Genomic DNA, 18,882 nt, shown 5'->3' on the forward strand with positions numbered 1-18,882 from the left:
TTACGGCGCCTTGTTCGGCTGCGCCTGTCCGGTATCTTCTTTGATACGCCGCGACTTCTTCGGCTGTTTCGAAGCGGCTGTGGGCGCATCCGCCTTCTTCTTGACCTTCACTTTTGCTTCGGTTTTCGCATTCGCCTTGTCATCGGCCTTCGTGTCGGACTTGGTATATCACGCTCCCCCGTCACCTTGCGAATTTTCTTACCGGTCTTATCGCTATTGGTTCCTTGGCCAACGTTGGCAGGCAACGCTCTGCCGACCTTTGTGCTTGCGCTTCGCTTCGCTGGCTTTGAAGTGGAAGCGTCCGACGAAGCGGCGACGCCGATGCTTGCGCTCTCAGACTCGGAGACACGCTCACGCTCAAGTTGAAGAATCGCCTCGTGCCAATAATGGTCATCACGTCCGGATTGGCGACCGTCACTCTCCCACAGCAGATAGGCACGGACGCGGATTTCGTCTGTAGTTAGCGCAGTAGGCATTGGAGTCGTATCAAAGTTGAAGTGCAGACAACATAGCAGGTCGTCTTCTGTTGCTCAACGCCGGGCTGCCTCTGCAAACCGACGCCTTATGGCTCCCGTCCCCAGCTGCTAAACCGCCGAGTCCTGATGGAATGCGCTTTGCTCCTTCCGTCAATCTCGCCTGGAGCGCACCGTGGCTAAGACTGCTAAGAGCCTCAACACCGAAAAGTCGGAGGGCCTCATTGGTAAATCGGTCAAGGACCGCTCCTCGCGAACGACCCTCTCGCGACGCCAGGCACGACGCGCATCAAGACGGGAGACGGCGACAGGGCGGACCCGGACCCATGCCAAACATCGACCTGATCGAGCTGAAAGGCGCGAAACTCGCCGTGCCCGCGGGCGCTGCTGTTCTTCAATCCGCGCGTCGCTGCGGGCAGTGACCATCGGCCGCAGCCGCACTTACTGATTGTGTCATGGCCTCGCCCCGCGACATTACTGCGCCTCCCCTCGCCCGCTATCGAAAGAAGCGGGACTTCAGTGTCACGCCCGAGCCGCCTGCGTCTACCACCGAGACTCCCCTCCGCGCACGCAAACTCAGCTTCGTCGTCCAAAAACACTGGGCGAGCCGTCTGCACTATGACTTTCGCCTCGAACTTAACGGCGTACTGCTCTCTTGGGCCGTGCCTAAAGGTCCCTGCTACGACCCCAGCAAAAAGCAGATGGCGGTGCGAGTCGAGGATCACCCAGTCTCCTATGCGGGCTTCGAAGGCACGATCCCGCCTAAGCAATATGGCGCCGGCAAGGTCATTGTGTGGGACCACGGAACGTGGGAGCCGGTAGGCGACGCCGCCAAAGGCATGGAGGTAGGCAAGCTCGTTTTTCGCCTGCACGGTGAGAAGCTTGCCGGCTTATGGGAGCTGGTGCGCATTTCCAAGCCGGGCGACAAGCAGGACCAATGGATGTTGTTCAAGAAGCGAGACGAGTGGGCTCGCCCGCTTGAAGAATACGACGTTATCAAGGCGCTGCCCGACAGCATCGTCGCCAATCCGCTGGGGCTTCTTGAAGAACGCGAGCCGAAGACAACCGCACGCCCGCGCGCCAAGGAGTCGAAGATCGACCTATCCGCCGCAGTGCCGGCCCCGCTACCGGCAAAACTCGAACCGCAGCTTGCCACACTGGCAAGTGCGCTTCCCAAAAGCGGCGACTGGATCACCGAGACGAAGTTGGACGGTTACCGCCTGCTGGCTCGAATCAACAAGGGTCGAGTGAAGCTCTTCACGCGGAACGGACACGACTGGACCGTGAAGTTTCCGGCCCTGACCGCCGCGATCAAAGAACTCCCGGTCGTGAGCGCGTGGCTCGACGGCGAAATTGTCGTACTCGAAGACGGCATCCCGAGCTTCTCGGCACTTCAGAATGCAATTGACGGGCGAAACAACCAAGCCATCGTGTTCTTCCTGTTCGATCTGATGTACCTGGACGGCGAAGATTTCAGGAGAGTGCCGGTTTGGGCACGGCGAGCGCGACTGGCTACGGTTCTCGAAAACGCAGGAGAGCAGCTTCTGTTCAGTCAGGACTTTAACGCACCTCCCGCACAGGTCTTCGCGGCTGCCGCCGGGCTAGGGCTGGAAGGTCTTGTGCTCAAACGGCGCGATGCGCCGTATGAGTCGGGACGCACGGAATCGTGGTTGAAGGCAAAGGCCCGACTCCGGCAGGAACTGGTCATCTGCGGCATGACCGGCCGCGGCGGTAAATCCGGCGAGGTCGGCAGCCTGTTGCTTGGATATTACGTGGGCGACAAGCTTCATGACGCGGGAAGCGTCGGCACCGGCTGGGACTCGAAGACCGCTCGAGATCTCTGGAATCGCCTGATTGGGCTGGAGATCGACGCGGCGCCCTTCGACGTGCAGGTTGCCAAGGCACGACGATGGTCCAGACGTGCTGCAGGCAGCGAACGGTGGCTCAAGCCGACCATGGTCGCCGAAGTGGAGTTCGCCGAATGGACAGGTGACGGTGTCATACGACAATCATCGTTTAAAGGTCTGCGCCTTGATAAGCCCGCACGCAGCGTCGTCCGAGAGGGAGGCAAGACGCAGCTGGCAGAGCCTTCGCCGCAGCTTAAGATCACTCACCCGGAAAGAGTCATCGATGCGTCGGCGGCGATTACGAAGGCCGACCTGGTTCGCTACTACGCAAGCGTAGCCGAGTGGATGTTGCCGCACCTAAAGGACCGGCCCGTAGCCCTGGTTCGCGCGCCCGAAGGTGTGGCGGGCAACCTGTTTTTCCAAAAGCATGTCGAGCGCACGGCTATGCCCGGCCTGACTGCGCACAATCGCGAACTTTGGCCCAATCATCCGCCGCTGTTGACAGTCGATACGGCAGACGCCTTGCTGTCCGCCGCGCAAATGAACACGATCGAATTTCATACGTGGAATTCAATCGTCCGCCAGCTCGACAAACCCGACCGGGTTGTGTTCGATCTCGATCCCGGCGAGGGCGTGAAATGGAACCACGTCCAGGAGGCGGCACTGCTCGTTCGCACGCTGCTGTCAGAACTGGACCTTGAGGCGTGGCTCAAGACGAGCGGCGGGAAGGGCCTGCATGTGGTCGTACCGCTCACTCCAGAGTTGGATTATCTGACGGTGAAGTCGTTCTCGCAGGCGTTCGTCCGACACCTTGCCAAGACGATTCCCGAGCGCTTCTCCGCGGTATCCGGGCCTGCGAATCGTTTGGGCAAGGTCTACGTCGACTATCTGCGCAACGGGAAAGGACAGACGACTGCAGCGGCATTCTCGGCGCGCGCCCGGCCGGGCATGGGCGTTTCCATGCCGCTCGCGTGGGAGCAGCTCACCGAGCTGAAGAGCGGCGCCCAATGGAATGTCCAGACGGCGCGCGAATACCTCAGTTTTCAGTCGCGGGACCCCTGGACGGATTTCTGGTCGACCGGACAATCTTTGTCGTCGGCGATCGAGCGTCTCGCTTGAGAACCGTAGGCTCGGCAAGTCAACTTACGCCATCGGCCCTTTTTCGCCGCCCCGCTTTGATCCGACGCCCGCACACATTCCTGCCCCGTTGAAAAGATGGCATAGGCAGAGCTCGCTCCACAACAACCGACGGCTTTCGCGACGCGACCTGGCTGCAGTGTTCATTGGTTGGCATCCTCTATGCTTGAGCCCGTGCTCGCAACGGATCAAAAATCGCAGCGTTGCTGGGAAACACCATGAGAATTCTCGTTCTGGACGACGATTGTGACTTTGCAAAGGGACTGGCCGCGCTCATCGAGCAGATGGTCACGAACCTTTCGTCGCATACGACTGTAAGACCGCACGCGCATTGGCGGGCAGCCTCCTCTTCGATGTGATCCGAGCCGACGTTGAACTGCCCGATGGCGACGGCCGCCACACCTGCGACGGGCTGAGAATGAAAGGGCATCGCGGTGTATCAAGAGGCGCTGCGATACCGCGCGAACGACCCGGTGCTTCTGTTCAACATCGGCGTGGCGCTTGAAGATTCCGGCCGCTTCCGCGAAGCATTGCAGTCATATGAGCGTTGCATCGAACACGACCCCGACTTCGCAGATGCCCACTTCAACGCCGCGCGCATCTATGAAGAACTGGGCGAGGCGACCCTGGCGATTCGCCACTTCAATCAGTTCCCCAGACTGGAGAAGCTCTAATAGGAGACGCTGATGACGATCGAAGCCGTTTGGTTCCTGATCGTCGGGGCATTGATGGTGCTAATGGCGCTAGGCCGCAAACTGGTCGAGCGGCTGCCGATGACCGGCGCAATGGTGTACCTCGTCGTCGGCTTCCTGCTTGGTCCGGCGTGCGCTGGGCTGTTGACGATCGACATCGAGCGCGACGTGCGCCTACTTCGCACGCTCACCGAAGCGGGACTTGTCGTGTCCCTTTTCGCCATCGGAATGTATCTGCGCGTGGAGCTCTCCGACCCGCTTTGGCGACTGACGTTACGCCTCGCCGGCCCCGCGATGCTGATCACCATCGCAATCATGTTCGCCGGCGCACGATGGGGTCTCGGGCTTGCCGCAGGCCCGGCGTTGCTGCTGGCGTCTGCGCTTGCACCAACCGACCCGGTTCTGGCCAACGAACTGCGCGTCGAGGAAGCCGGCGACGATGAGCCACTGCGCTTCGCCCTGTCATCGGAGGGCGGACTCAACGACGGCGCGGCTTCTCCGATGGTCTACATTGCGCTGGCGCTTTGCGCAGTCAGCAGTCTGGGCAGCGGAAACCCCTGGACGTTCGCCCTTGCGATCGCGTGGGGGCTGGCGAGCGCGCTCTTCTTCGGCTGGGCCTTGGGCACCGGGGTGGTCGTGCTAGTGACGAAACTGCGCACGAAGTACGATCATGCGCTGGGGCTGGAAGGCTTTCTGGCGCTCGGGCTCGTTGCCTTGGCCTACGGTGCGACGCTGATCGTCGATGGCTACGCCTTCATCGCAGTCTTCGCCGCCGGCGTCGCGCTACGGCGGCAGGAAATGAAGGCAACCGGTGACAAGCCGCCAAGCGAGGTGTTGGAATCAGTCGAGCGGGGCGAGCAGGAGGAAGCCGCCAAAGATCCGGAACTGGCTCATGCGTATATCGCGGAAAACATGATGGGCTTCTCGGTCGAGATCGAACGCTTTGTCGAACTGGGTCTGATGGTTATCATCGGCAGCGTCGTATCTGCGCATTGGCGAGAGCTAATTCATTGGTCCGTTGTCTGGCCGGTGCTTTTCCTGTTTATTGTGGCCCGGCCACTCGGCAGCACGCTCTCTCTCGTTGGCTCGTCGATGGACCGCCATCAGCGGTTTCTGTCGGGATGGTTGGGCCTGCGCGGCGTCGGCGCGTTCTACTACCTGCTGTTTTCCGTCGAAGAGGCGGGGCACGACCGCGTTGGCCCAATGCTTCCGATCACGCTTGCGGCCATCGTACTGTCGGTGTTTGTGCATGGCGCCAGCGCCACCCCCCTCCTCGATCGCTACCTCAGCCGCAAGTGATCGTGCCGGAACAGTCTTTGCTCTCTATACGCTGTATCCGCAAGGAGGAAACTATGGCAGAGCAGCACAAACCCGGCGAGAAGGTGCAAACCTCGGGCATCTACAGGGTAGTGAAGGAAGGCGACGGCGGATCCGGCTTCGAGGTGACGTGCGTCGAGGGTGAGCATTTCCCGCCGACCCGGAGCGGCAAAGGCGCTCACTATGAGCTCGTTCACGCGGCCACGCACTCGCACAAGCACAGCGAACTCGGCAGCGGCGACTAAACGCGGATGGCCATCGTGGGCGCGACCTGCAAACACTGTCTGATCGCCTTTGCGTCGGCGTCCTTGCTCGCCGGTTGCACCGTCGGCGAGATGCCGCCGCCCGGCAGGTACCTGACCGACCGCGAGTGCCATGACCTGACTGCACTGAGGACGAACCCGAGCCCCACGATGGCTGAGCACCAGTCAGAGTTAGCCGCGTTGCGCAAGGCGGGATATGACCCTTCACCGTTTTGGGACGACCCCCACTATCCCGAAGACCTGCAGTACGCGCAGCGCCTCGTCGACTACTGGTATCAGCATGAATGCATGCCAACAAGAACTCAGTGAACCGGTGACCGACTACGAGTCGACCCAAACGACGCACGCGCGGGAACTGTCAATTGCGATCAGCAAGGCTCGCATCATCCCAGGCTCCCCAGGGAAGGTGACGTTCGCCGTGGAGAATCGATGCGACTGGGACTTCGAGGTCGTCAGCAGCGCGTTTGAAATTAAGTGTACGAAGATCGGCGCACGGCACGCGCTGCCGAAAGCGGGCTGGGGATACGCCGTAACGGACGCGGTGAGGCCCGCGACGCTGCTGCCGGCGCGCAGCGAACTATGGACGACGTTTGAAGCAGACAAGCGCACGACTTTCCGCGGAGCCGTTCCCTCAACAGCGCCTTCTTCGTTTGAGCCGCAGTACTACTTCTCTGGGCACCTTCTATACCGCCGGTTTCGCGGCGAGTTGCTGGAAACCAGCGTGTATCGTCGGCTTGCTTACCCCGAACTCGAATGTTGGATCATCGAGCCGAATGATGCCGGCCTGAAAAAGGAAGGGCGCGTCGTCTTTGCCTCAGTTTGATTTACCCCGTACGCTTGGATTCCCCCACGCACTATGTTCCGCTGCAGCGCCGCGCCAAAAAGGACGAAGCCCCGACCGATGACCGGCCGGGGCTTCGATGACTACTACTGCGTCAACTTCCTACACCGTCTCTGTATCGCTGGACAGCAACAACTTCCCCGTAACGACTAATCTGTCGAAGCGCAGCGACGAAACCTGCGACGCACGCGCGGCAACCGCTTGTCCGGATAGGCGTGAGGTTGGGCCGGAAGCTCGGTGACTGCCATTGTGCGACTCGAGTTTTCGTTTCAACGCCACGGAAAGAAGTGTACGTGTCGATGCAGTAGGACGGCAACGGAACGAGCTCTCTTAATGGCACCGCCCGTTGCGCAGTACGTCTTCTGCTGACATTGAGACAGCGTTGCCTGATTCGCGCGCAGGCGCTACGCGGCGGCTTGCACGCCCCAGCCATGCGCACGCGGTCGCTCACGTGCAGCGCGCTTCTCATTGCGCATTGCGCTTAGGTGCGACTGCAAGCGCTCGCAGACATCTTTCCTACGCACGGGATTCAGTGGATCGCAAAGACGAATGGTCAGCATCGCTTGCATACGCGGCCGCACAGAAAGGTCCGGCTCGGGTGCCTCCCACAGCACCACGGTATGCGTGCCGTCCGAGACCTGCACGACCTGATGTCACCGGGGATCGGTTCCTCATGTACCGCCAGTACCTCCACATCTGCACACAGCGTGCCGATCGCTTCCCGCGAGAAATACAAACACTGCGGTTTAAGCGTGTAAATTTCAGCGTGACGTCAATGAAAATACGACAGTCGTCTGAGAAGGCGGCGGTATCGTCGTAGAAAAGCCAAGCTGTCGCATGCTTTTCGGGGGCTCGCGGAATCAGTTTTTAATCGTGCCGCCGTGCTCGATAATTGCGGCAGGCAACAGCAAGTCTGATGCTGCACCGGTCAGCGCAGGCCGACCGCCCTTCGCATCGCCACCGTAATGCCTTGCCGCGTGCGGTGAAAGCCAAATGGGCATCGACACCCCCATGCCTGATCGCGCGCGTGCTGAGAACACCGCGACCGTGCTTGCCCCTCTGCTGTTGCGCAGGTAGTCGATGAAGATCTTTTTTACCCGGTTCTTGGGTCCGAGGACCGCGGAGAAGCGCTCACGCGTCAGTCGCGCCATCTAGTGCGCGACCGCGCTCTCGGGTTCATCGGTTCATCGACCTCGACCACCGTCTCTTCGGTCACGGCGGTGGCGGGCTTGTCCTCGCGCATGCCTTGGAAAACGGGATGACGAACCTCGCCCGACGGCGTCCATTCAAGGAACGACGCTTCAACGACGAGTTCGGACGCTAGCCAACGAAGTCGGGATCTTTTTCGCGCGGGGGCGGGTTATAGAAAGGCGGATTGTCCCGAAGGAGTTTCGCCGCTTTTTTTTCCAGTTCCGCAAGCGGACGCGGCTTCAGCTCCGCCTTCACTGTTCCGGCGAAGCGCAAACTGCCGTCGCGCTCGTGCACGCCGAGCATTAACGAGCGCATCCCGGACTTTGCGCCCACTTGCCGCATATACCCACCCACGACAAACTCTTGCCTGAGCAAGCATTTGAGCTTGATCCAAGCCGTCGAGCGACCGGATCGATACGGCGCATCAACGCGTTTGCCGATATGCCTTCCAGCCGCATCCGACAGGCGCGGACCAGCAGGGATTGCAGGTCCTCCGTGAACGATTCGCTAAAACGGATGCGCTTGCTTGATGTCTGGCTGATTGACTCCCCGAGCAGTTTCTGCGCTGTGCGAACGGCACGTCGCGGAGGGCCTTGCCGTTCAAGAAGGGAATGTCAAATGCGAAAAAGGTCAGTTGCGCCGTACTGCGCCGGTCGAACGCGTTCTGCAGTGTGTTGAAGTCGGGCACCCCGCTTTTAGTCAGCACAACCACCTCTCCGTCGAGCCAGGCGTTGTCGACCGGCATGCCTTCGATGACAGTCGCCAGTGTCCGCATCTTGTCCGTTCAGTCGTGTCCACCACGCGTGATCAGTTCGCGCGTCCGCCTTCTATTCGGCACATCAACCGATAGCCGTCGAACTTGATCTCCCACAGCCAGTCGCCGCTCGCGGGCGGTCGGCTCGCGAGCGTGGCGAGTTGCGGCGCGATGGATTCCGGGAGCAGCTCATCGGGGGGCTGCCCTTGGCGCCCGCCGAGCGCGTCTTCATGCGCTGTCGGACTCTCAATTACTCGGATTTTCGCTGTCGATCGTCACAAGACGCCTTGCGGGCGTGTCGTCCGGGCTTAAAGACGCGACTCGGTGTGCTGGCGCGCGCGAGCTTGAGCAGCGCGCGGTTCAGTAGCTTCTCGGCGCGGTGCTCGAATAGTGCATGGACGAAGAGGTCCTGGGTAGTTTTGGCTGCCATGACGGCTCCTTGAACGGTTAACGATGAAAGGAACCAATGAGCGGCCTGCGACCTGAACATTGAACCGCGGTGCATGAGCGTTTTGCAACTGTCGTTCCCGTTTTTTCGTTCGGCAACGGCACGTTGAGTGCTGAAAGAAAAGTACGGATTCCTAGGTGCATCCAATACTCAAAAACTTGGCGTTTCCCGACGAGTTTTTGTTGACCCTTAACCGTTATGCGGCGCGGTTTCGCCGCTTCCCGCCAGCGCGATGTTCAAGCGCTGAGGCTCGCAGCAGCCCGACTGCAAGTGACGAAGGCCCGCTCCTCTCAGTCGCTGTGAGATTTAAAGCATGACAACCCACGACGTGCGCGGTCCGGCGCGGAGCTCGGCTCGGGCAAGGCGCAGTCACCGTAGGACACGCTTCTACTAGTCGATCCATTTCCGGAGCATAGAGATGCCAACCATCACTTCGAAAGGTAACGTCGCCGTTCATGACGAGCGCACCCGTGATCCAGTCGACGGGATTTCGTCATCGGCGCGTTGAACTGGGGGCTCGTTGGACTCTTGCAGTTCGACCTGGTCGCGGCCATCTTCCGCGCGGGTTCGCCCGGCGCGCGCATCGTGTATGTCCTCGTGGGCCTCTCGGGCCTCTATATGCTGATCCGCGCATTCATGCCCGCGCGCGATCATCATCTAGCGTCCTGAGGAACGCTGGCAGGAGTGCCACAGCGCATGGACGACGGGCGCACCGTCGTCCTTTTTCCTTTCCGAACAGTCGCTTTAGGTCTTCAATTTCATCTGGCCGCACAACGACCACCACAATAACCCGTTTTTTACTGAGCGCGTATCGGCAAGCCTGTCGATAAGATGTGAGCGCGAACGCAAACCCGTTGCCTCCAGGTCACCCGCGTTAGAAGTTCGCCTCTATCCACGCCTTTGCCCATGAAACGGCTCGGGCGTAGGCCGCCTGTTGCGTGTCGAAGTGGCCGATATCGGACAAATGGAAAATTTCCCCACCGACCCCGTCGTCCGTTGGCCGGCGTTCAATCTCGCACCACGAATGCCAATGGTGGCCCATTTGTTGTGGCCGCGAGTCGATGGTCCAATCACCGTGCTCGACCTTCATCGTTTCTACGCCTTCGCGCATAGGGGGCATCACCGTTGTCTGTGTAGGTTTTTCCAATAAGGCCGTCGTAGTCCCCGCTGGCAGTGCTCACGATAGCGCGCAGCATTTTGGTAAGCGCGTCGTCGGGAGGGTTGCTTTCCAGAATGACTCGGGCGGTGCGCAGGGAGATTGAGTGACGTCTCGGCGGGCTCGGGCCGTCTTCCGTCTGGAAGCAGAACCTGCGCATGTCCTCCTCATGCCCCGGCGGAGGAGCGCCATACGAAACGATCGTAACTTTCATGGCATCGAACTTTTCTAATGTTGCCTGCCATCTAGCCAATAGCAACGGCTAAGCCAACCCCGGCGCGCATTGTGCTGGCGGCGCTCTCAAGAAGCCAGCGCTCCGACCGTAAAAGCGGAACCTTCCGATGAATTGTTAAGGGCGACGGCCGCAACCGGCCGCATTTGCACGCTCACCAAATGCAAACAACGCTGATTCACCTGCCATCCACCCTCCGGCATCGAGTTATGGCGGCGATCGTGGCCTTGCTCGCAATGAGTGGCGCCGTCTTTGTCTGGCCATATGCGAAAAGTCCTGGGCCGGTTATTCCCCCGTTCCTGCCTGTGTTCGCGACATGGGTGACGCTGACCGAAGGCCTGACAGCACGACTCGACTGCGCTCGTTGATGGACTTGTGGCTCGCCGTCGCGCTCCTCGGCACGCTTATCGATGTGACGCTCACGTTGTCTGCCGGGGCGCGTTATAGCGTGGGCTGGTACGCGGCGCGCGCAGCGTCGATGATTTCGTCGAGTGCAGTCCTCGGGATGTTGATCTACGAGACGACCGGCCTATACCGGCGACTGTCCGAGACGCATAAAAGAGACTGGTGGAGACGTCGGCGCGCGATGGTCTGACGGGGGTCTTCAACCGCGCCTACTTCGACGATCGATTCCCGCGCGATTTTTCGTTCGCATCTGACAGCGACCAGCCGCTTTGCGTCTTACTCATCGACGTTGATCATTTCAAGCAATACAACGATACCTTCGGGCATCTTGCCGGCGACGACTGCTTGCGCCGGGTCGCGCGCACACTCTCGACCACATTGCGGCGGCAAAGCGACTACGTGGCGCGCTACGGCGGCGAAGAGTTCGTCATGGTGCTTCCGGCCTGTAAGGCAACGGCAGGGCTGGGCGTCGCGCAGTCGCTGAGGTCCGCGATCGAAACACTTGGCATCCCGTCAGCATCCTCAAACGGTGGGCCGGTGACAGTATCAATTGGTCTTGCGTGCTCGCTCCCCACCTCGCCGGATTCGGCGCCGGCGCTGCTCAACCTCGCAGACGCTGCGCTGTACCGGGCGAAGGAGCGCGGCCGCAACCGGGTGGTCGATGCGGCAGAAGTTAGCGAGATACGAACGGAGGGTAGCAGGCGGGAAGTGACCCAGCATCGTTTCGGTCAATAAGCTCTTAAGCGGCGCCCTGCAAGCGGTACGCGGATCCTGACCGGCCAATCCAAAATCGGCAGTTCCCGGTGATCAACCTCCGCCATCCCATAAGCAAGCGCGTATTGGGTCGCCGATAAAGCGCAGGGAAATTGACCCAGCATACCGCTCGCTCGCCTTTCTCCACCGGGCGCTCGCACGATCAGCATCGCAGTATAAAAATCGCCATCATCGACGGCCATCGGCGAAAGCGTAAAACCCTTGTAGAGAACCTCCCGTTCCGCTTCCATACCGGCTCCCCGTACACACCTTGTTTCCCAAATAGTAACCGGAATCAAAGGTAACTTATACTGATCGACAGGTATTAAGCAATTTATACAGTCCCGCGCACTCGCGTCGCGTTAGCGAGCGAAGCAATTATCAATGTTCGGTCAGGTTGCTGACGCCATAGGGGAGGATGAGCTCGCCCAAGCCCTACGAGAGGCCCCGCTCGGCGCCGCACGAATGGCCAAACAATTGAAGGCCGTGGCGCCGCAAGCTTGGGCAGAGGGCATGCAGCAAGCATTCCGAAACCAGAAATTCGTGGACTTCATCGATCAGATGATCCGAAAGAATCGGCCGGCGCATCCTGACGATCCCATCGTTCTTGCAATTACACGTGCGCATCGGAAGCTGACAGGCGACCCGCGACAACCCGGGTGGATAGCGCTGGCCCTCTTTTGTCTTGGACGAGTGATCGCCGTGACCTCGAGCAAAAGCTATGAAAGCGACGAGTGGACCAACGTCACCTTGATGTGGTTTAGCCTCGAAGAGTCGTTTCTCGAAGGCGATGGCTGCGACACCGCCAAGGCCGTACTCGAACTCAAAAAGGAGCTATTGCCCGACCTCCCAGAGATAATCGGCTCAAGGATGATGCACGGGCTGGCAGAAGCCGCAATCAACGCAGGTGAAACGAGATTGTTTCAATGAAGGGCTCCAAACTTTTAGGGCGTTTCCCCCTCGCGTCGGTGCGAGCACGAAGCACGTGAGGCGTTCGCTCCCGCCCGGCACGGTGTCTGCTGCTTACGGGGGATGCCGAGCCCAGGGGGCAGCTATGAATCCGATTTTCGATGAAAAGACGCGCGACGGCGAAATCGCTCGTGCGCTCAATCTCGCGCTGCACGCCTTCAGCGTGTTCTCCGGCATAGAGGCCACGATGGAAGGCGAGGCCCTCCGGCTTGATTTCGCTCGCGAAAGCGCGGCGATGATGCACGCGCTGCGGCTGCTTGGAGTGCAGCCGGGCGAAACACTACCCGCGCCGAACTTTGATGATTTCGACCTCGCAAAAAAAAACGTCCCAGGGTTTTAGCCTGGGACGTGTTGAAAAACTTGGTTGCGGCTACGCCGCTTCTGCAAAGAGACTCAACTGCGTAGTGTCACAGCCCAACAATGCTTGATGCTCGTCGTCGCCGATGGCGTTCTCGACCAAATGCGCGTCGAGATCTGCTGGCGTCAGATTCAGTCGTTGAGCGAGTCGCGCGAAGTACTGCCCGCGCTTGGCCATGTCCTGATACCGCTGCGCCATACCGGTCGGCAATTTCACGATGCCTTCGTTCAGCCAGAAATGCGCTGATTCGATTGCGTTACGATGCTGCGCATCCAACATGAAAGCAGTGTCATACGTGCACGTCACGAACGCACAGGCGGCTTCCGCGTCCACCTCAAACTGCGAGGCTTCTTCGAAATACACCGTCTGCTCGCCGCCAGTCGTCCTCGCATATCGCCCGGGCCGACCCGGATGCCGGTACGGATTCCACTGCTCTGCATCGAACGAGCGCAGCCCGACTGACGGTGCGTCCCGGTCGTACTGCCCAACTGGATACCAGCCGTGCAGCACGATGTCGGTCTTAGGCGAGCCGTCGAGCTTCGGAACCGGATACCGACGCCCAAGCACGTTCACGTCGTGCCAAACCGCCAGTGCAGGAAACGCATGCGGCGCGTAATGATGCATCGAGAGAAAGAAGTCGATCGCCACCAACTGCTGTGGCGTGACGAATTCAAATTGCGGCTCACACAACGCCCGGTTTTCTTCCGTATCGGGAATTAAACCAGTCACCAGTGCCCCCGAGTGCGCTTCGGCGCGGTCGCGTTCGGCCGCGTCAATACTGCAGAGCTTTTTCAGAAGATCGACGCGCGTCAGGTAGCTGTACGTGTCTGCCTGGATGCGCGTGTAACCGGCGTCACTCAACGACCGGCCCACCAACTCGCGTCGCGACATGTCCCACTGGATCGCAAGCAGATAGTTGCGGAAGTCGTTCAGCGGTCGAAGATGCCCGTATTGCTCATCCTCGATCATGGCCTCCAGCGACTTGTCGCGATCACCGGCGACGCAACAGAAGGAGCACCCAAAACGCGAGCCGCACGCGGCGCGAGCACCCGATTCGCCCACCACGACACCGCACGTTCCACCGTTTCCTGCCCGGTAGATCTCGGACAGGCGGTGAATAGTGCTCGGTGCCAACGGCGAGGGAAACGTCATGCCTTCGTCCGCGGCCAGCAGCGCGAGCATCGTCCACACATCATCGGACGTCCATTCGCTTAGCGGGCTGAGGGTCAGCGCCCCGGTTCTGCTTCGGACCGCAACCTCGGCGCTGTCGCGTCGCTCGGTCATGGCGACCGCACGGGAGGTACTTTCGTCCTTGCGCAATCCGAGCACCGTTATAACTTCGCGAGCACCGTCATCCGCCGCTCGTCGTTCAAGCAGTGTTCGGAGCCGACCTCCCGGCTGTACCTTCCAAGCATCCGCGCACGCTCGAGTCCGTCTACCGTCACGCACGCCATTCTCCGGCGTCCGTACCAATGTGCCACGCCCGATGGTCGTGACGACAAACTGGCTTGCCAACGACGGCGTCGTGACGTGGACTTGCACCGGCAACGCCGACGCTTCGATATACAACTGCAACTCGTCCAGTACTGAGTGCAGGAAGTTCGCGATCGTTGGGTTCTCGATGGTCGTGTCTGCCGACTGGACATGGTGGGTGATGGTCGTGCCGCCGGCACGGCGAATCGCCTCAAGCATCAACACCAGAGCGCACGTGCTGTCTTTGCCGCCCGAATAGGCGCAGCTCAAGCTATGGCCCTGTTCGAGGTAACGCTGCATAACGCCGATCGCAGCTTCCATCTTCAACAGGATTTCCTGTTCCATTTCTCTCGCTCCAAGAATATAGGAGCGACCCATTCGGGATTCGCTCCCGAATGGGTTAATGATTCAAATCAAATCAAAAGGTCGGCCGTCGCTCGTTGCGCCTCTTCCAGACCGTCGTGCGCTGCGGCAAACATGTCCGCTTGCCGTGTTGCTCGATCCAGCCGAGGAAGCGTCTTCGCGTACCGGCTCACGCTAGTACCGTCGAAGCTGTCGGCACCGGCGGCCGCGCAGATGCGGATGCGCCGCGCCGAGTTCACACGACCGACGTGCAAGTTGCAGTGACGCCGCCGCGCGAGGGACCCCCACACGTGCGCCGTCTGCTCTATCCACTCCGTTGAACCGCCGATGAAGATGCCCACAGCGGGCGACAGAAGCGAGGCGAGGTCGTCGACCTGCATACCGTTCTGAACTGCGATCAGCATCCGGCACGGCATACCGCGAAGTCGATCCAGCCACTTCAACGAGTAGTCGAGCGAGGCCATCCCGCCCATCACAATGTTCGGAAGGACAAGCCAGTCGGCCCGCTCGCCAAGCCGTTCGACAGCAACAGAAAACGCGTGCTCGTCGAAGGGTTGGCCCTGCTGGTAAGCGGTCCAAGCGCCGTTATCCAACGCGTAGCGATCGAAGCCCTCGGTACGCAACTCGCCCTTGGCCGAGACCAACAAGCGCCAGTCGGCGCCCTTCAGTGCGGCCAGGTTGCGGCGTGTGCCGGTGCGACTCGCATAACCCACGAGCGGCTACCGGTGCATGGCAATCCGCTCTTCGATTTCCGGGTCATCGTCGGCAGATCCGTCGACTCCGTAGTACTCGGCGTACGACATGAACGCTTTCGCGTAGCCGGTCTTCTGGCCACTGGCGTATTGCTACAACCACGGCGGCGTCATTGGCGCACCCCGTTTTGCGGTTGCACTCTGCCGCCGATGATCAGGAAGACCTTCGTATCGACGTTCCGGACCCACGGGCGAACTTCACCCGCGTACGTCGCGGTGCCGGCGATGTAGCCAATCGCCGCTTCGAGGTTGGGAAACTGCTCGGGCGATGCGCCTAGCTTGGCTGCTTCAAACATGAAAACACTCCACACAAAGAAATGCGGAGCGACCCGAGCGGGCCGCTTGCCCGCAAGGGTTGAGAAAAAGAGATTGGACAGCGATTTGTGCCACTTACTCGATCAGCTTGACGCTGTGCCACCAGCGACAGCCCGAAGGCAGGTCTCTGACGAAAGCGAAGTTTTCCGCTTCGTCGCGCGTGAGCTCGATCACCCCGCCCTTCAATATGGCCGTCTGAAGATAGACGACGTTCGCGAGGGCGAGGGGGCCATGCTGCTCAGCGACGCCGGTGAGCGATTCGACAGCATCGAGGAGTTCGGCATGAAACTGCTTGGCGTCAGCAGCGAGACGAAGCGATACGTCCGCGTCGCCGATTGCACCCAATACCGCATCGCACTGAGCTTGCGGGTCGTCAGGCCCGTACTGCTCGGGTTTGATCCAGCTCCGGATCACCATGTCGTTCAGTACGTCGTCAACGAAATCAGTGCAGGAATAGGCCATGGAAGGCTCCAATCAAGAAGTGAAAGAGAATGAGCCGGTGTCAGATGCGACGCAGACGGCCGTTATCGAACGCGGACGCGCGACGCAGGTCCGGCGGCCGCGGCGGTTGCGATTGCGCAGTGGCCGGTGCGGCTTGTTGCGTTGGCGGCTGGTGACGCACCGCGTTCGAATGAGACGGACTGCCGGCTGCCGCGAGCAGCAGCATCAAAAGGTTACGGTTGATCTGCATGATGCCGACATCAAAGTCCGACCGACCGTTGCCGATCAGATAGCGGACTGCGCGATAGGCGTCCTCGCGCGTGCGGAAGAAGAAGCCGCGACCGGCGACGTTCAGCGTCCACGGCCATGCCCGACCGTTGTATGCGGACTCATTGAGCGCGATGCCAGCGAGAATCTTGGGATCGACCGAGGTGTGCATCGCGTCGAACGGCGCCTGCGCGGATGCGCACGACCAGCCCCCTCGGCGCTCGGTGATGCTCGCTTGGGCGTCATCGGTAAGCGTCGCGGGGCGCAACCAGCCCGCCTTTACAAAGAGGCTTTCGAGGCTGATAGGCGAGCCGTCGATGTTGATCGCAACACCGCCAGCCGTGGCCTCGACCGTTTGGCCCTCAAATCGGTTTGCCCACGCCAGAAACGGCTTGAGTCCACATGCGTAGACGGGTTCGCCGGGCAGCTCGACGATCGCGCGTTTCGTGCCATCATCGAGCACGATGCGCGTCGGGCTGATGATCGAGTCGATGGTCGCCGCGTGCGCGCCGAACGCGATCGCAGACAGGCAGGCAGCCGCCCATGCCTTAGTCATGGTACGGCTCCATGACTATGTCCTGCGTCACTTGCACCAGGAACTTCTGGCCGGGTTCTACGGTGATGGTCGGCGGGATATTCTGGTTGCGCTGCATGACGGTCTGGGCCGTCGCTGCCGCGACCTGCCCCGCCGTGTCACCATAAGTAGTGACGCCGTTCGGCGTCGCGGTCGTCGCCGTCTGAGAACTGCTGTCGAACGCCTTCAGCAAAATCGCCGTAATGAAGCCCGCGCCGAAGATCTTCAGGAAGTGGTTGTTCACATCGCCCGAGAATCCGGCGTAACCGTTCTGGTCGGCACCCTGCATGCCGTTGAGTGGCACGCTCTTGCCGTTGGGCAGACGCAGACTCGTCGAAGCAACCAGCAAACGCTCTTGGCCAACTTTGACGTCCGCGCTGTACATACCATTGATGAAGGCGCCCTTCGGGATCATCAAACAGTCGCCGCGCAGGCTGTCATAGATGTCCTCGTCCACCATCGACGAGACGCGACCCGGCTTGTCCGAGTTCAGCCCCTCGACCGTCTTGACGTGAATGACGTGCGGAGGCGTCAACGTGCAACCCGTCGACCGGCCATTGAAGGTCGTGCGTTCGATGCCGCCTTGCGAAGCCGCATCGCGCAGGAACGCGCGGTCGCGATCTTCGGGCGCCTGTCCCTGCTTGGCCAAGGCGAGCGCCATCGCATCAGGTGTGTTCGCTCCCGCAGCGTTCCGAGCAGCTCGCACCTCATCCAACGAAGGGACGCCAGCGGGCAGTACGCCGGTCGCTTGGTTCGCCGAACGCGACGCGCCGGCCTGTTTGAAGATCGACGACGTATAGATCGCGTCTTGCGCGGCTTGGCGAGAAAGCTCGCGCGTGTCCGTGCCCGTGCCCGTGCCTTTGACTTCATCCTGGAAGTCAGCGCCGGTCAGCATCGGCTTGACGGCGGGCTTCGGAGCCGCTGCTTCAGAAGCTGCGCGCGCTGCAGCTTCCGACGCCGCTGCGTGGCGCTGCTGACGGATCATCTGGTCGATGTCGTTGTTGTTCGAAGCAGCCGGCGCTTCGGTACTCGACTTGAGCGCGGTCGCTTTTTTGAGGCGCGCCTCTTCGTCCGCCTTGTTGGTGGCTTGCAGTTCGTAGTAGAAGCCCAGCCCACCGATGACGACAGCAGCCATAATGCCGATGCTCATGATCGCGTGGCGCGGCGTCTTGCCTTTGACGAGTGCTTCTTGCTCCGCGCTGGGCGTCGCCGAGTCCGGTTTTTTTGCCACGATCAGAACACTCCGAACAAGCGACGGCGACCGCGCGTCACCGTGACCTCGTCCTTGCCGGAACGCAGAACGATCTCGTCGGCAAGACGCTGCAGGACCAGGAAGTCCCCGCGGCGGATGAAGTTCGCAACGACACGATCGCCGTGGTCGAGGATGAACGGAACCGGCCACTCCTGCGCTTTGGCAGGCATGCGCATCCAGACCGCATGGCCGTCGTCGAAGACGGTTTCGGGCGTGAACTCGGCGCGGCCCTCGACGCTGTAGTCCCAGTTGAGCTTGTCGGGCGCGACACTGACGCTTCCCGAATCGGCACCTCCACGAGCGCCGTTCGCCGTCGCGTCGTCGCGTGCACTGACGCGGGCCATCGGCGCTCGCGGGTACTGGAAGCGCACCGTCTGATAGAACATGCCGCCCGCCGGCGACGCGATAAGCGTGAAGTCGTACTCGCGGAGGTTCGTCGTCAGATGCAGCGTGTTGACTAGCAGGTCGTTGAAATACCTCGTCAAACGGTCATCCTGAGTGAAGGGGTGAACGTTGAATCTGAAGCCATTAGCGAGAGCGAGATGGAACGGATGCGCGGCAGCGATGGTTTTACCGAGTCGATGTTCACGGTGTTGAAGCTTGATGATT

The 18,882-nt window shown here is 60.7% G+C and carries 25 protein-coding genes and 1 pseudogene; 11 read left to right on the forward strand and 15 right to left on the reverse strand.

The features are described from left to right. Positions 1-107 precede the first annotated feature (107 nt). Positions 108-476, reverse strand: a complete 369-nt coding sequence (locus tag NCS58_RS30845; protein ID WP_250538976.1) for a DUF2934 domain-containing protein — start codon at positions 474-476, stop codon at positions 108-110. A gap of 452 nt (positions 477-928) precedes the next feature. Between NCS58_RS30845 and ligD the strand changes: the two genes are divergently transcribed. The 6 genes from ligD (at position 929) to NCS58_RS30875 (ending at position 6,552) form a co-directional block, all read left to right on the forward strand. Continuing rightward, the gene (gene ligD, locus NCS58_RS30850) at positions 929-3,439 is read left to right on the forward strand and encodes a DNA ligase D (protein WP_250538977.1); all 2,511 of its coding nucleotides are present in this window, start codon (positions 929-931) and stop codon (positions 3,437-3,439) included. A 491-nt stretch (positions 3,440-3,930) separates the two neighbouring features. Continuing rightward, the gene (locus NCS58_RS30855; protein WP_250478232.1) at positions 3,931-4,131 is read left to right on the forward strand and encodes a tetratricopeptide repeat protein; all 201 of its coding nucleotides are present in this window, start codon (positions 3,931-3,933) and stop codon (positions 4,129-4,131) included. Between the two features lie 12 nt (positions 4,132-4,143). Next, positions 4,144-5,448, forward strand: a complete 1,305-nt coding sequence (locus NCS58_RS30860) for a sodium:proton antiporter (RefSeq protein ID WP_250538978.1) — start codon at positions 4,144-4,146, stop codon at positions 5,446-5,448. 53 nt (positions 5,449-5,501) lie between these two features. Next, positions 5,502-5,711, forward strand: coding sequence for a YjzC family protein (locus tag NCS58_RS30865; protein WP_250538979.1), 210 nt, complete (start codon positions 5,502-5,504; stop codon positions 5,709-5,711). A 6-nt stretch (positions 5,712-5,717) separates the two neighbouring features. Further along, positions 5,718-6,038 carry a DUF4148 domain-containing protein gene (locus NCS58_RS30870; RefSeq protein ID WP_250478234.1) on the forward strand — a complete coding sequence of 107 codons (321 nt, stop codon included), beginning with the start codon at positions 5,718-5,720 and terminating at the stop codon, positions 6,036-6,038. Next, positions 6,010-6,552: a hypothetical protein gene (locus tag NCS58_RS30875; RefSeq protein WP_250538980.1), complete on the forward strand. Its 543-nt coding sequence runs from the start codon at positions 6,010-6,012 to the stop codon at positions 6,550-6,552. Before NCS58_RS30870 ends, NCS58_RS30875 begins: the two co-directional genes overlap by 29 nt. A gap of 878 nt (positions 6,553-7,430) precedes the next feature. Here NCS58_RS30875 and NCS58_RS34405 read toward each other — a convergent pair. The 5 genes and pseudogenes from NCS58_RS34405 to NCS58_RS30885 all read right to left on the reverse strand — a co-directional run bounded on the left by NCS58_RS34405 (position 7,431) and on the right by NCS58_RS30885 (position 8,945). After that, complete coding sequence (locus NCS58_RS34405; RefSeq protein ID WP_311394687.1) at positions 7,431-7,721, reverse strand: hypothetical protein; 291 nt, start codon at positions 7,719-7,721, stop codon at positions 7,431-7,433. Further along, a pseudogene (locus NCS58_RS34410) lies at positions 7,709-7,852 on the reverse strand (hypothetical protein); the annotation flags it as partial. The pseudogene NCS58_RS34410 and the gene NCS58_RS34405, both read right to left, overlap by 13 nt. Positions 7,853-7,890: 38 nt before the next feature. Then, the gene (locus NCS58_RS34415; RefSeq protein WP_311394688.1) at positions 7,891-8,064 is read right to left on the reverse strand and encodes a hypothetical protein; all 174 of its coding nucleotides are present in this window, start codon (positions 8,062-8,064) and stop codon (positions 7,891-7,893) included. A gap of 121 nt (positions 8,065-8,185) precedes the next feature. After that, on the reverse strand, positions 8,186-8,536 hold the full coding sequence (locus tag NCS58_RS34420) for a hypothetical protein (protein ID WP_311394689.1): 351 nt from the start codon (positions 8,534-8,536) through the stop codon (positions 8,186-8,188). Between the two features lie 229 nt (positions 8,537-8,765). Next, positions 8,766-8,945 carry a hypothetical protein gene (locus NCS58_RS30885; protein WP_250478236.1) on the reverse strand — a complete coding sequence of 60 codons (180 nt, stop codon included), beginning with the start codon at positions 8,943-8,945 and terminating at the stop codon, positions 8,766-8,768. Positions 8,946-9,467: 522 nt separating this feature from the next. Here NCS58_RS30885 and NCS58_RS30890 point away from each other — a divergent pair. Next, entirely contained in the window at positions 9,468-9,632 is a 165-nt protein-coding gene (locus NCS58_RS30890; RefSeq protein ID WP_284502480.1) for a DUF378 domain-containing protein, read from the forward strand. 205 nt (positions 9,633-9,837) lie between these two features. Here NCS58_RS30890 and NCS58_RS30895 read toward each other — a convergent pair whose 3' ends face one another. Continuing rightward, on the reverse strand, positions 9,838-10,053 hold the full coding sequence (locus tag NCS58_RS30895; protein WP_250478238.1) for a hypothetical protein: 216 nt from the start codon (positions 10,051-10,053) through the stop codon (positions 9,838-9,840). Positions 10,054-10,718: 665 nt separating this feature from the next. Here NCS58_RS30895 and NCS58_RS34565 point away from each other — a divergent pair. Together NCS58_RS34565 and NCS58_RS30900 are read left to right on the forward strand one after the other, a co-directional pair. Continuing rightward, positions 10,719-10,946 carry an MASE4 domain-containing protein gene (locus NCS58_RS34565; RefSeq protein WP_409241830.1) on the forward strand — a complete coding sequence of 76 codons (228 nt, stop codon included), beginning with the start codon at positions 10,719-10,721 and terminating at the stop codon, positions 10,944-10,946. Then, a complete protein-coding gene (locus NCS58_RS30900; protein WP_250538982.1) occupies positions 10,919-11,491 on the forward strand; it encodes a GGDEF domain-containing protein in 573 nt (190 codons plus the stop codon). Before NCS58_RS34565 ends, NCS58_RS30900 begins: the two co-directional genes overlap by 28 nt. On the opposite strand, the gene NCS58_RS30905 is transcribed toward NCS58_RS30900, so the two are convergent. Beyond that, positions 11,485-11,760, reverse strand: a complete 276-nt coding sequence (locus tag NCS58_RS30905; RefSeq protein WP_250478240.1) for a hypothetical protein — start codon at positions 11,758-11,760, stop codon at positions 11,485-11,487. The genes NCS58_RS30900 and NCS58_RS30905 overlap by 7 nt on opposite strands. A 133-nt stretch (positions 11,761-11,893) precedes the next feature. Between NCS58_RS30905 and NCS58_RS30910 the strand changes: the two genes are divergently transcribed. Both NCS58_RS30910 and NCS58_RS30915 read left to right on the forward strand, forming a co-directional pair. Beyond that, the gene (locus tag NCS58_RS30910; protein WP_250538983.1) at positions 11,894-12,439 is read left to right on the forward strand and encodes a hypothetical protein; all 546 of its coding nucleotides are present in this window, start codon (positions 11,894-11,896) and stop codon (positions 12,437-12,439) included. A 124-nt stretch (positions 12,440-12,563) separates the two neighbouring features. Further along, on the forward strand, positions 12,564-12,818 hold the full coding sequence (locus NCS58_RS30915; protein ID WP_250478242.1) for a hypothetical protein: 255 nt from the start codon (positions 12,564-12,566) through the stop codon (positions 12,816-12,818). Between the two features lie 30 nt (positions 12,819-12,848). Here the strand turns inward: NCS58_RS30915 and NCS58_RS30920 are convergent, their stop codons facing one another. The 7 genes from NCS58_RS30920 to NCS58_RS30950 all read right to left on the reverse strand — a co-directional run. Then, positions 12,849-14,654, reverse strand: coding sequence for a phosphoadenosine phosphosulfate reductase family protein (locus tag NCS58_RS30920; RefSeq protein WP_250538984.1), 1,806 nt, complete (start codon positions 14,652-14,654; stop codon positions 12,849-12,851). A gap of 68 nt (positions 14,655-14,722) precedes the next feature. Beyond that, positions 14,723-15,385, reverse strand: coding sequence for a hypothetical protein (locus NCS58_RS30925; protein WP_250538985.1), 663 nt, complete (start codon positions 15,383-15,385; stop codon positions 14,723-14,725). Positions 15,386-15,534: 149 nt separating this feature from the next. Continuing rightward, a complete protein-coding gene (locus NCS58_RS30930; RefSeq protein ID WP_250538986.1) occupies positions 15,535-15,720 on the reverse strand; it encodes a hypothetical protein in 186 nt (61 codons plus the stop codon). A 94-nt stretch (positions 15,721-15,814) separates the two neighbouring features. Further along, positions 15,815-16,201, reverse strand: a complete 387-nt coding sequence (locus NCS58_RS30935) for a hypothetical protein (RefSeq protein ID WP_250538987.1) — start codon at positions 16,199-16,201, stop codon at positions 15,815-15,817. A gap of 40 nt (positions 16,202-16,241) precedes the next feature. After that, complete coding sequence (locus NCS58_RS30940; protein ID WP_250478285.1) at positions 16,242-17,003, reverse strand: lytic transglycosylase; 762 nt, start codon at positions 17,001-17,003, stop codon at positions 16,242-16,244. After that, entirely contained in the window at positions 16,996-18,252 is a 1,257-nt protein-coding gene (locus tag NCS58_RS34425) for a TrbI/VirB10 family protein (RefSeq protein ID WP_250478286.1), read from the reverse strand. The genes NCS58_RS30940 and NCS58_RS34425 overlap by 8 nt, the downstream gene beginning before the upstream one ends. Positions 18,253-18,254: 2 nt before the next feature. Continuing rightward, positions 18,255-18,882: TrbG/VirB9 family P-type conjugative transfer protein (locus NCS58_RS30950; RefSeq protein ID WP_250478287.1), on the reverse strand; the 628-nt coding region annotated here is incomplete at its 5' end.

Source organism: Caballeronia sp. INML3B, assembly GCF_023631305.1.
Lineage (GTDB): Bacteria > Pseudomonadota > Gammaproteobacteria > Burkholderiales > Burkholderiaceae > Caballeronia > Caballeronia turbans.

What these genes read in the sequence shown, in the direction of transcription:
- NCS58_RS34420 (WP_311394689.1), bottom strand. Translation starts at nt 8,536, where the DNA reads ATGCGGACACTGGCGACTGTCATCGAAGGCATGCCGGTCGACAACGCC.
- NCS58_RS30920 (WP_250538984.1), bottom strand. Translation starts at nt 14,654, where the DNA reads ATGGAACAGGAAATCCTGTTGAAGATGGAAGCTGCGATCGGCGTTATG.
- ligD (WP_250538977.1), top strand. Translation starts at nt 929, where the DNA reads ATGGCCTCGCCCCGCGACATTACTGCGCCTCCCCTCGCCCGCTATCGA.
- NCS58_RS34405 (WP_311394687.1), bottom strand. Translation starts at nt 7,721, where the DNA reads ATGGCGCGACTGACGCGTGAGCGCTTCTCCGCGGTCCTCGGACCCAAG.
- NCS58_RS30910 (WP_250538983.1), top strand. Translation starts at nt 11,894, where the DNA reads ATGTTCGGTCAGGTTGCTGACGCCATAGGGGAGGATGAGCTCGCCCAA.
- NCS58_RS34565 (WP_409241830.1), top strand. Translation starts at nt 10,719, where the DNA reads ATGGACTTGTGGCTCGCCGTCGCGCTCCTCGGCACGCTTATCGATGTG.
- NCS58_RS30930 (WP_250538986.1), bottom strand. Translation starts at nt 15,720, where the DNA reads ATGTTTGAAGCAGCCAAGCTAGGCGCATCGCCCGAGCAGTTTCCCAAC.
- NCS58_RS30870 (WP_250478234.1), top strand. Translation starts at nt 5,718, where the DNA reads ATGGCCATCGTGGGCGCGACCTGCAAACACTGTCTGATCGCCTTTGCG.
- NCS58_RS30940 (WP_250478285.1), bottom strand. Translation starts at nt 17,003, where the DNA reads ATGACTAAGGCATGGGCGGCTGCCTGCCTGTCTGCGATCGCGTTCGGC.
- NCS58_RS30865 (WP_250538979.1), top strand. Translation starts at nt 5,502, where the DNA reads ATGGCAGAGCAGCACAAACCCGGCGAGAAGGTGCAAACCTCGGGCATC.
- NCS58_RS30895 (WP_250478238.1), bottom strand. Translation starts at nt 10,053, where the DNA reads ATGAAGGTCGAGCACGGTGATTGGACCATCGACTCGCGGCCACAACAA.
- NCS58_RS30860 (WP_250538978.1), top strand. Translation starts at nt 4,144, where the DNA reads ATGACGATCGAAGCCGTTTGGTTCCTGATCGTCGGGGCATTGATGGTG.
- NCS58_RS30905 (WP_250478240.1), bottom strand. Translation starts at nt 11,760, where the DNA reads ATGGAAGCGGAACGGGAGGTTCTCTACAAGGGTTTTACGCTTTCGCCG.
- NCS58_RS34415 (WP_311394688.1), bottom strand. Translation starts at nt 8,064, where the DNA reads ATGCTCGGCGTGCACGAGCGCGACGGCAGTTTGCGCTTCGCCGGAACA.
- NCS58_RS30845 (WP_250538976.1), bottom strand. Translation starts at nt 476, where the DNA reads ATGCCTACTGCGCTAACTACAGACGAAATCCGCGTCCGTGCCTATCTG.
- NCS58_RS30875 (WP_250538980.1), top strand. Translation starts at nt 6,010, where the DNA reads ATGAATGCATGCCAACAAGAACTCAGTGAACCGGTGACCGACTACGAG.
- NCS58_RS30885 (WP_250478236.1), bottom strand. Translation starts at nt 8,945, where the DNA reads ATGGCAGCCAAAACTACCCAGGACCTCTTCGTCCATGCACTATTCGAG.
- NCS58_RS30935 (WP_250538987.1), bottom strand. Translation starts at nt 16,201, where the DNA reads ATGGCCTATTCCTGCACTGATTTCGTTGACGACGTACTGAACGACATG.
- NCS58_RS30915 (WP_250478242.1), top strand. Translation starts at nt 12,564, where the DNA reads ATGAATCCGATTTTCGATGAAAAGACGCGCGACGGCGAAATCGCTCGT.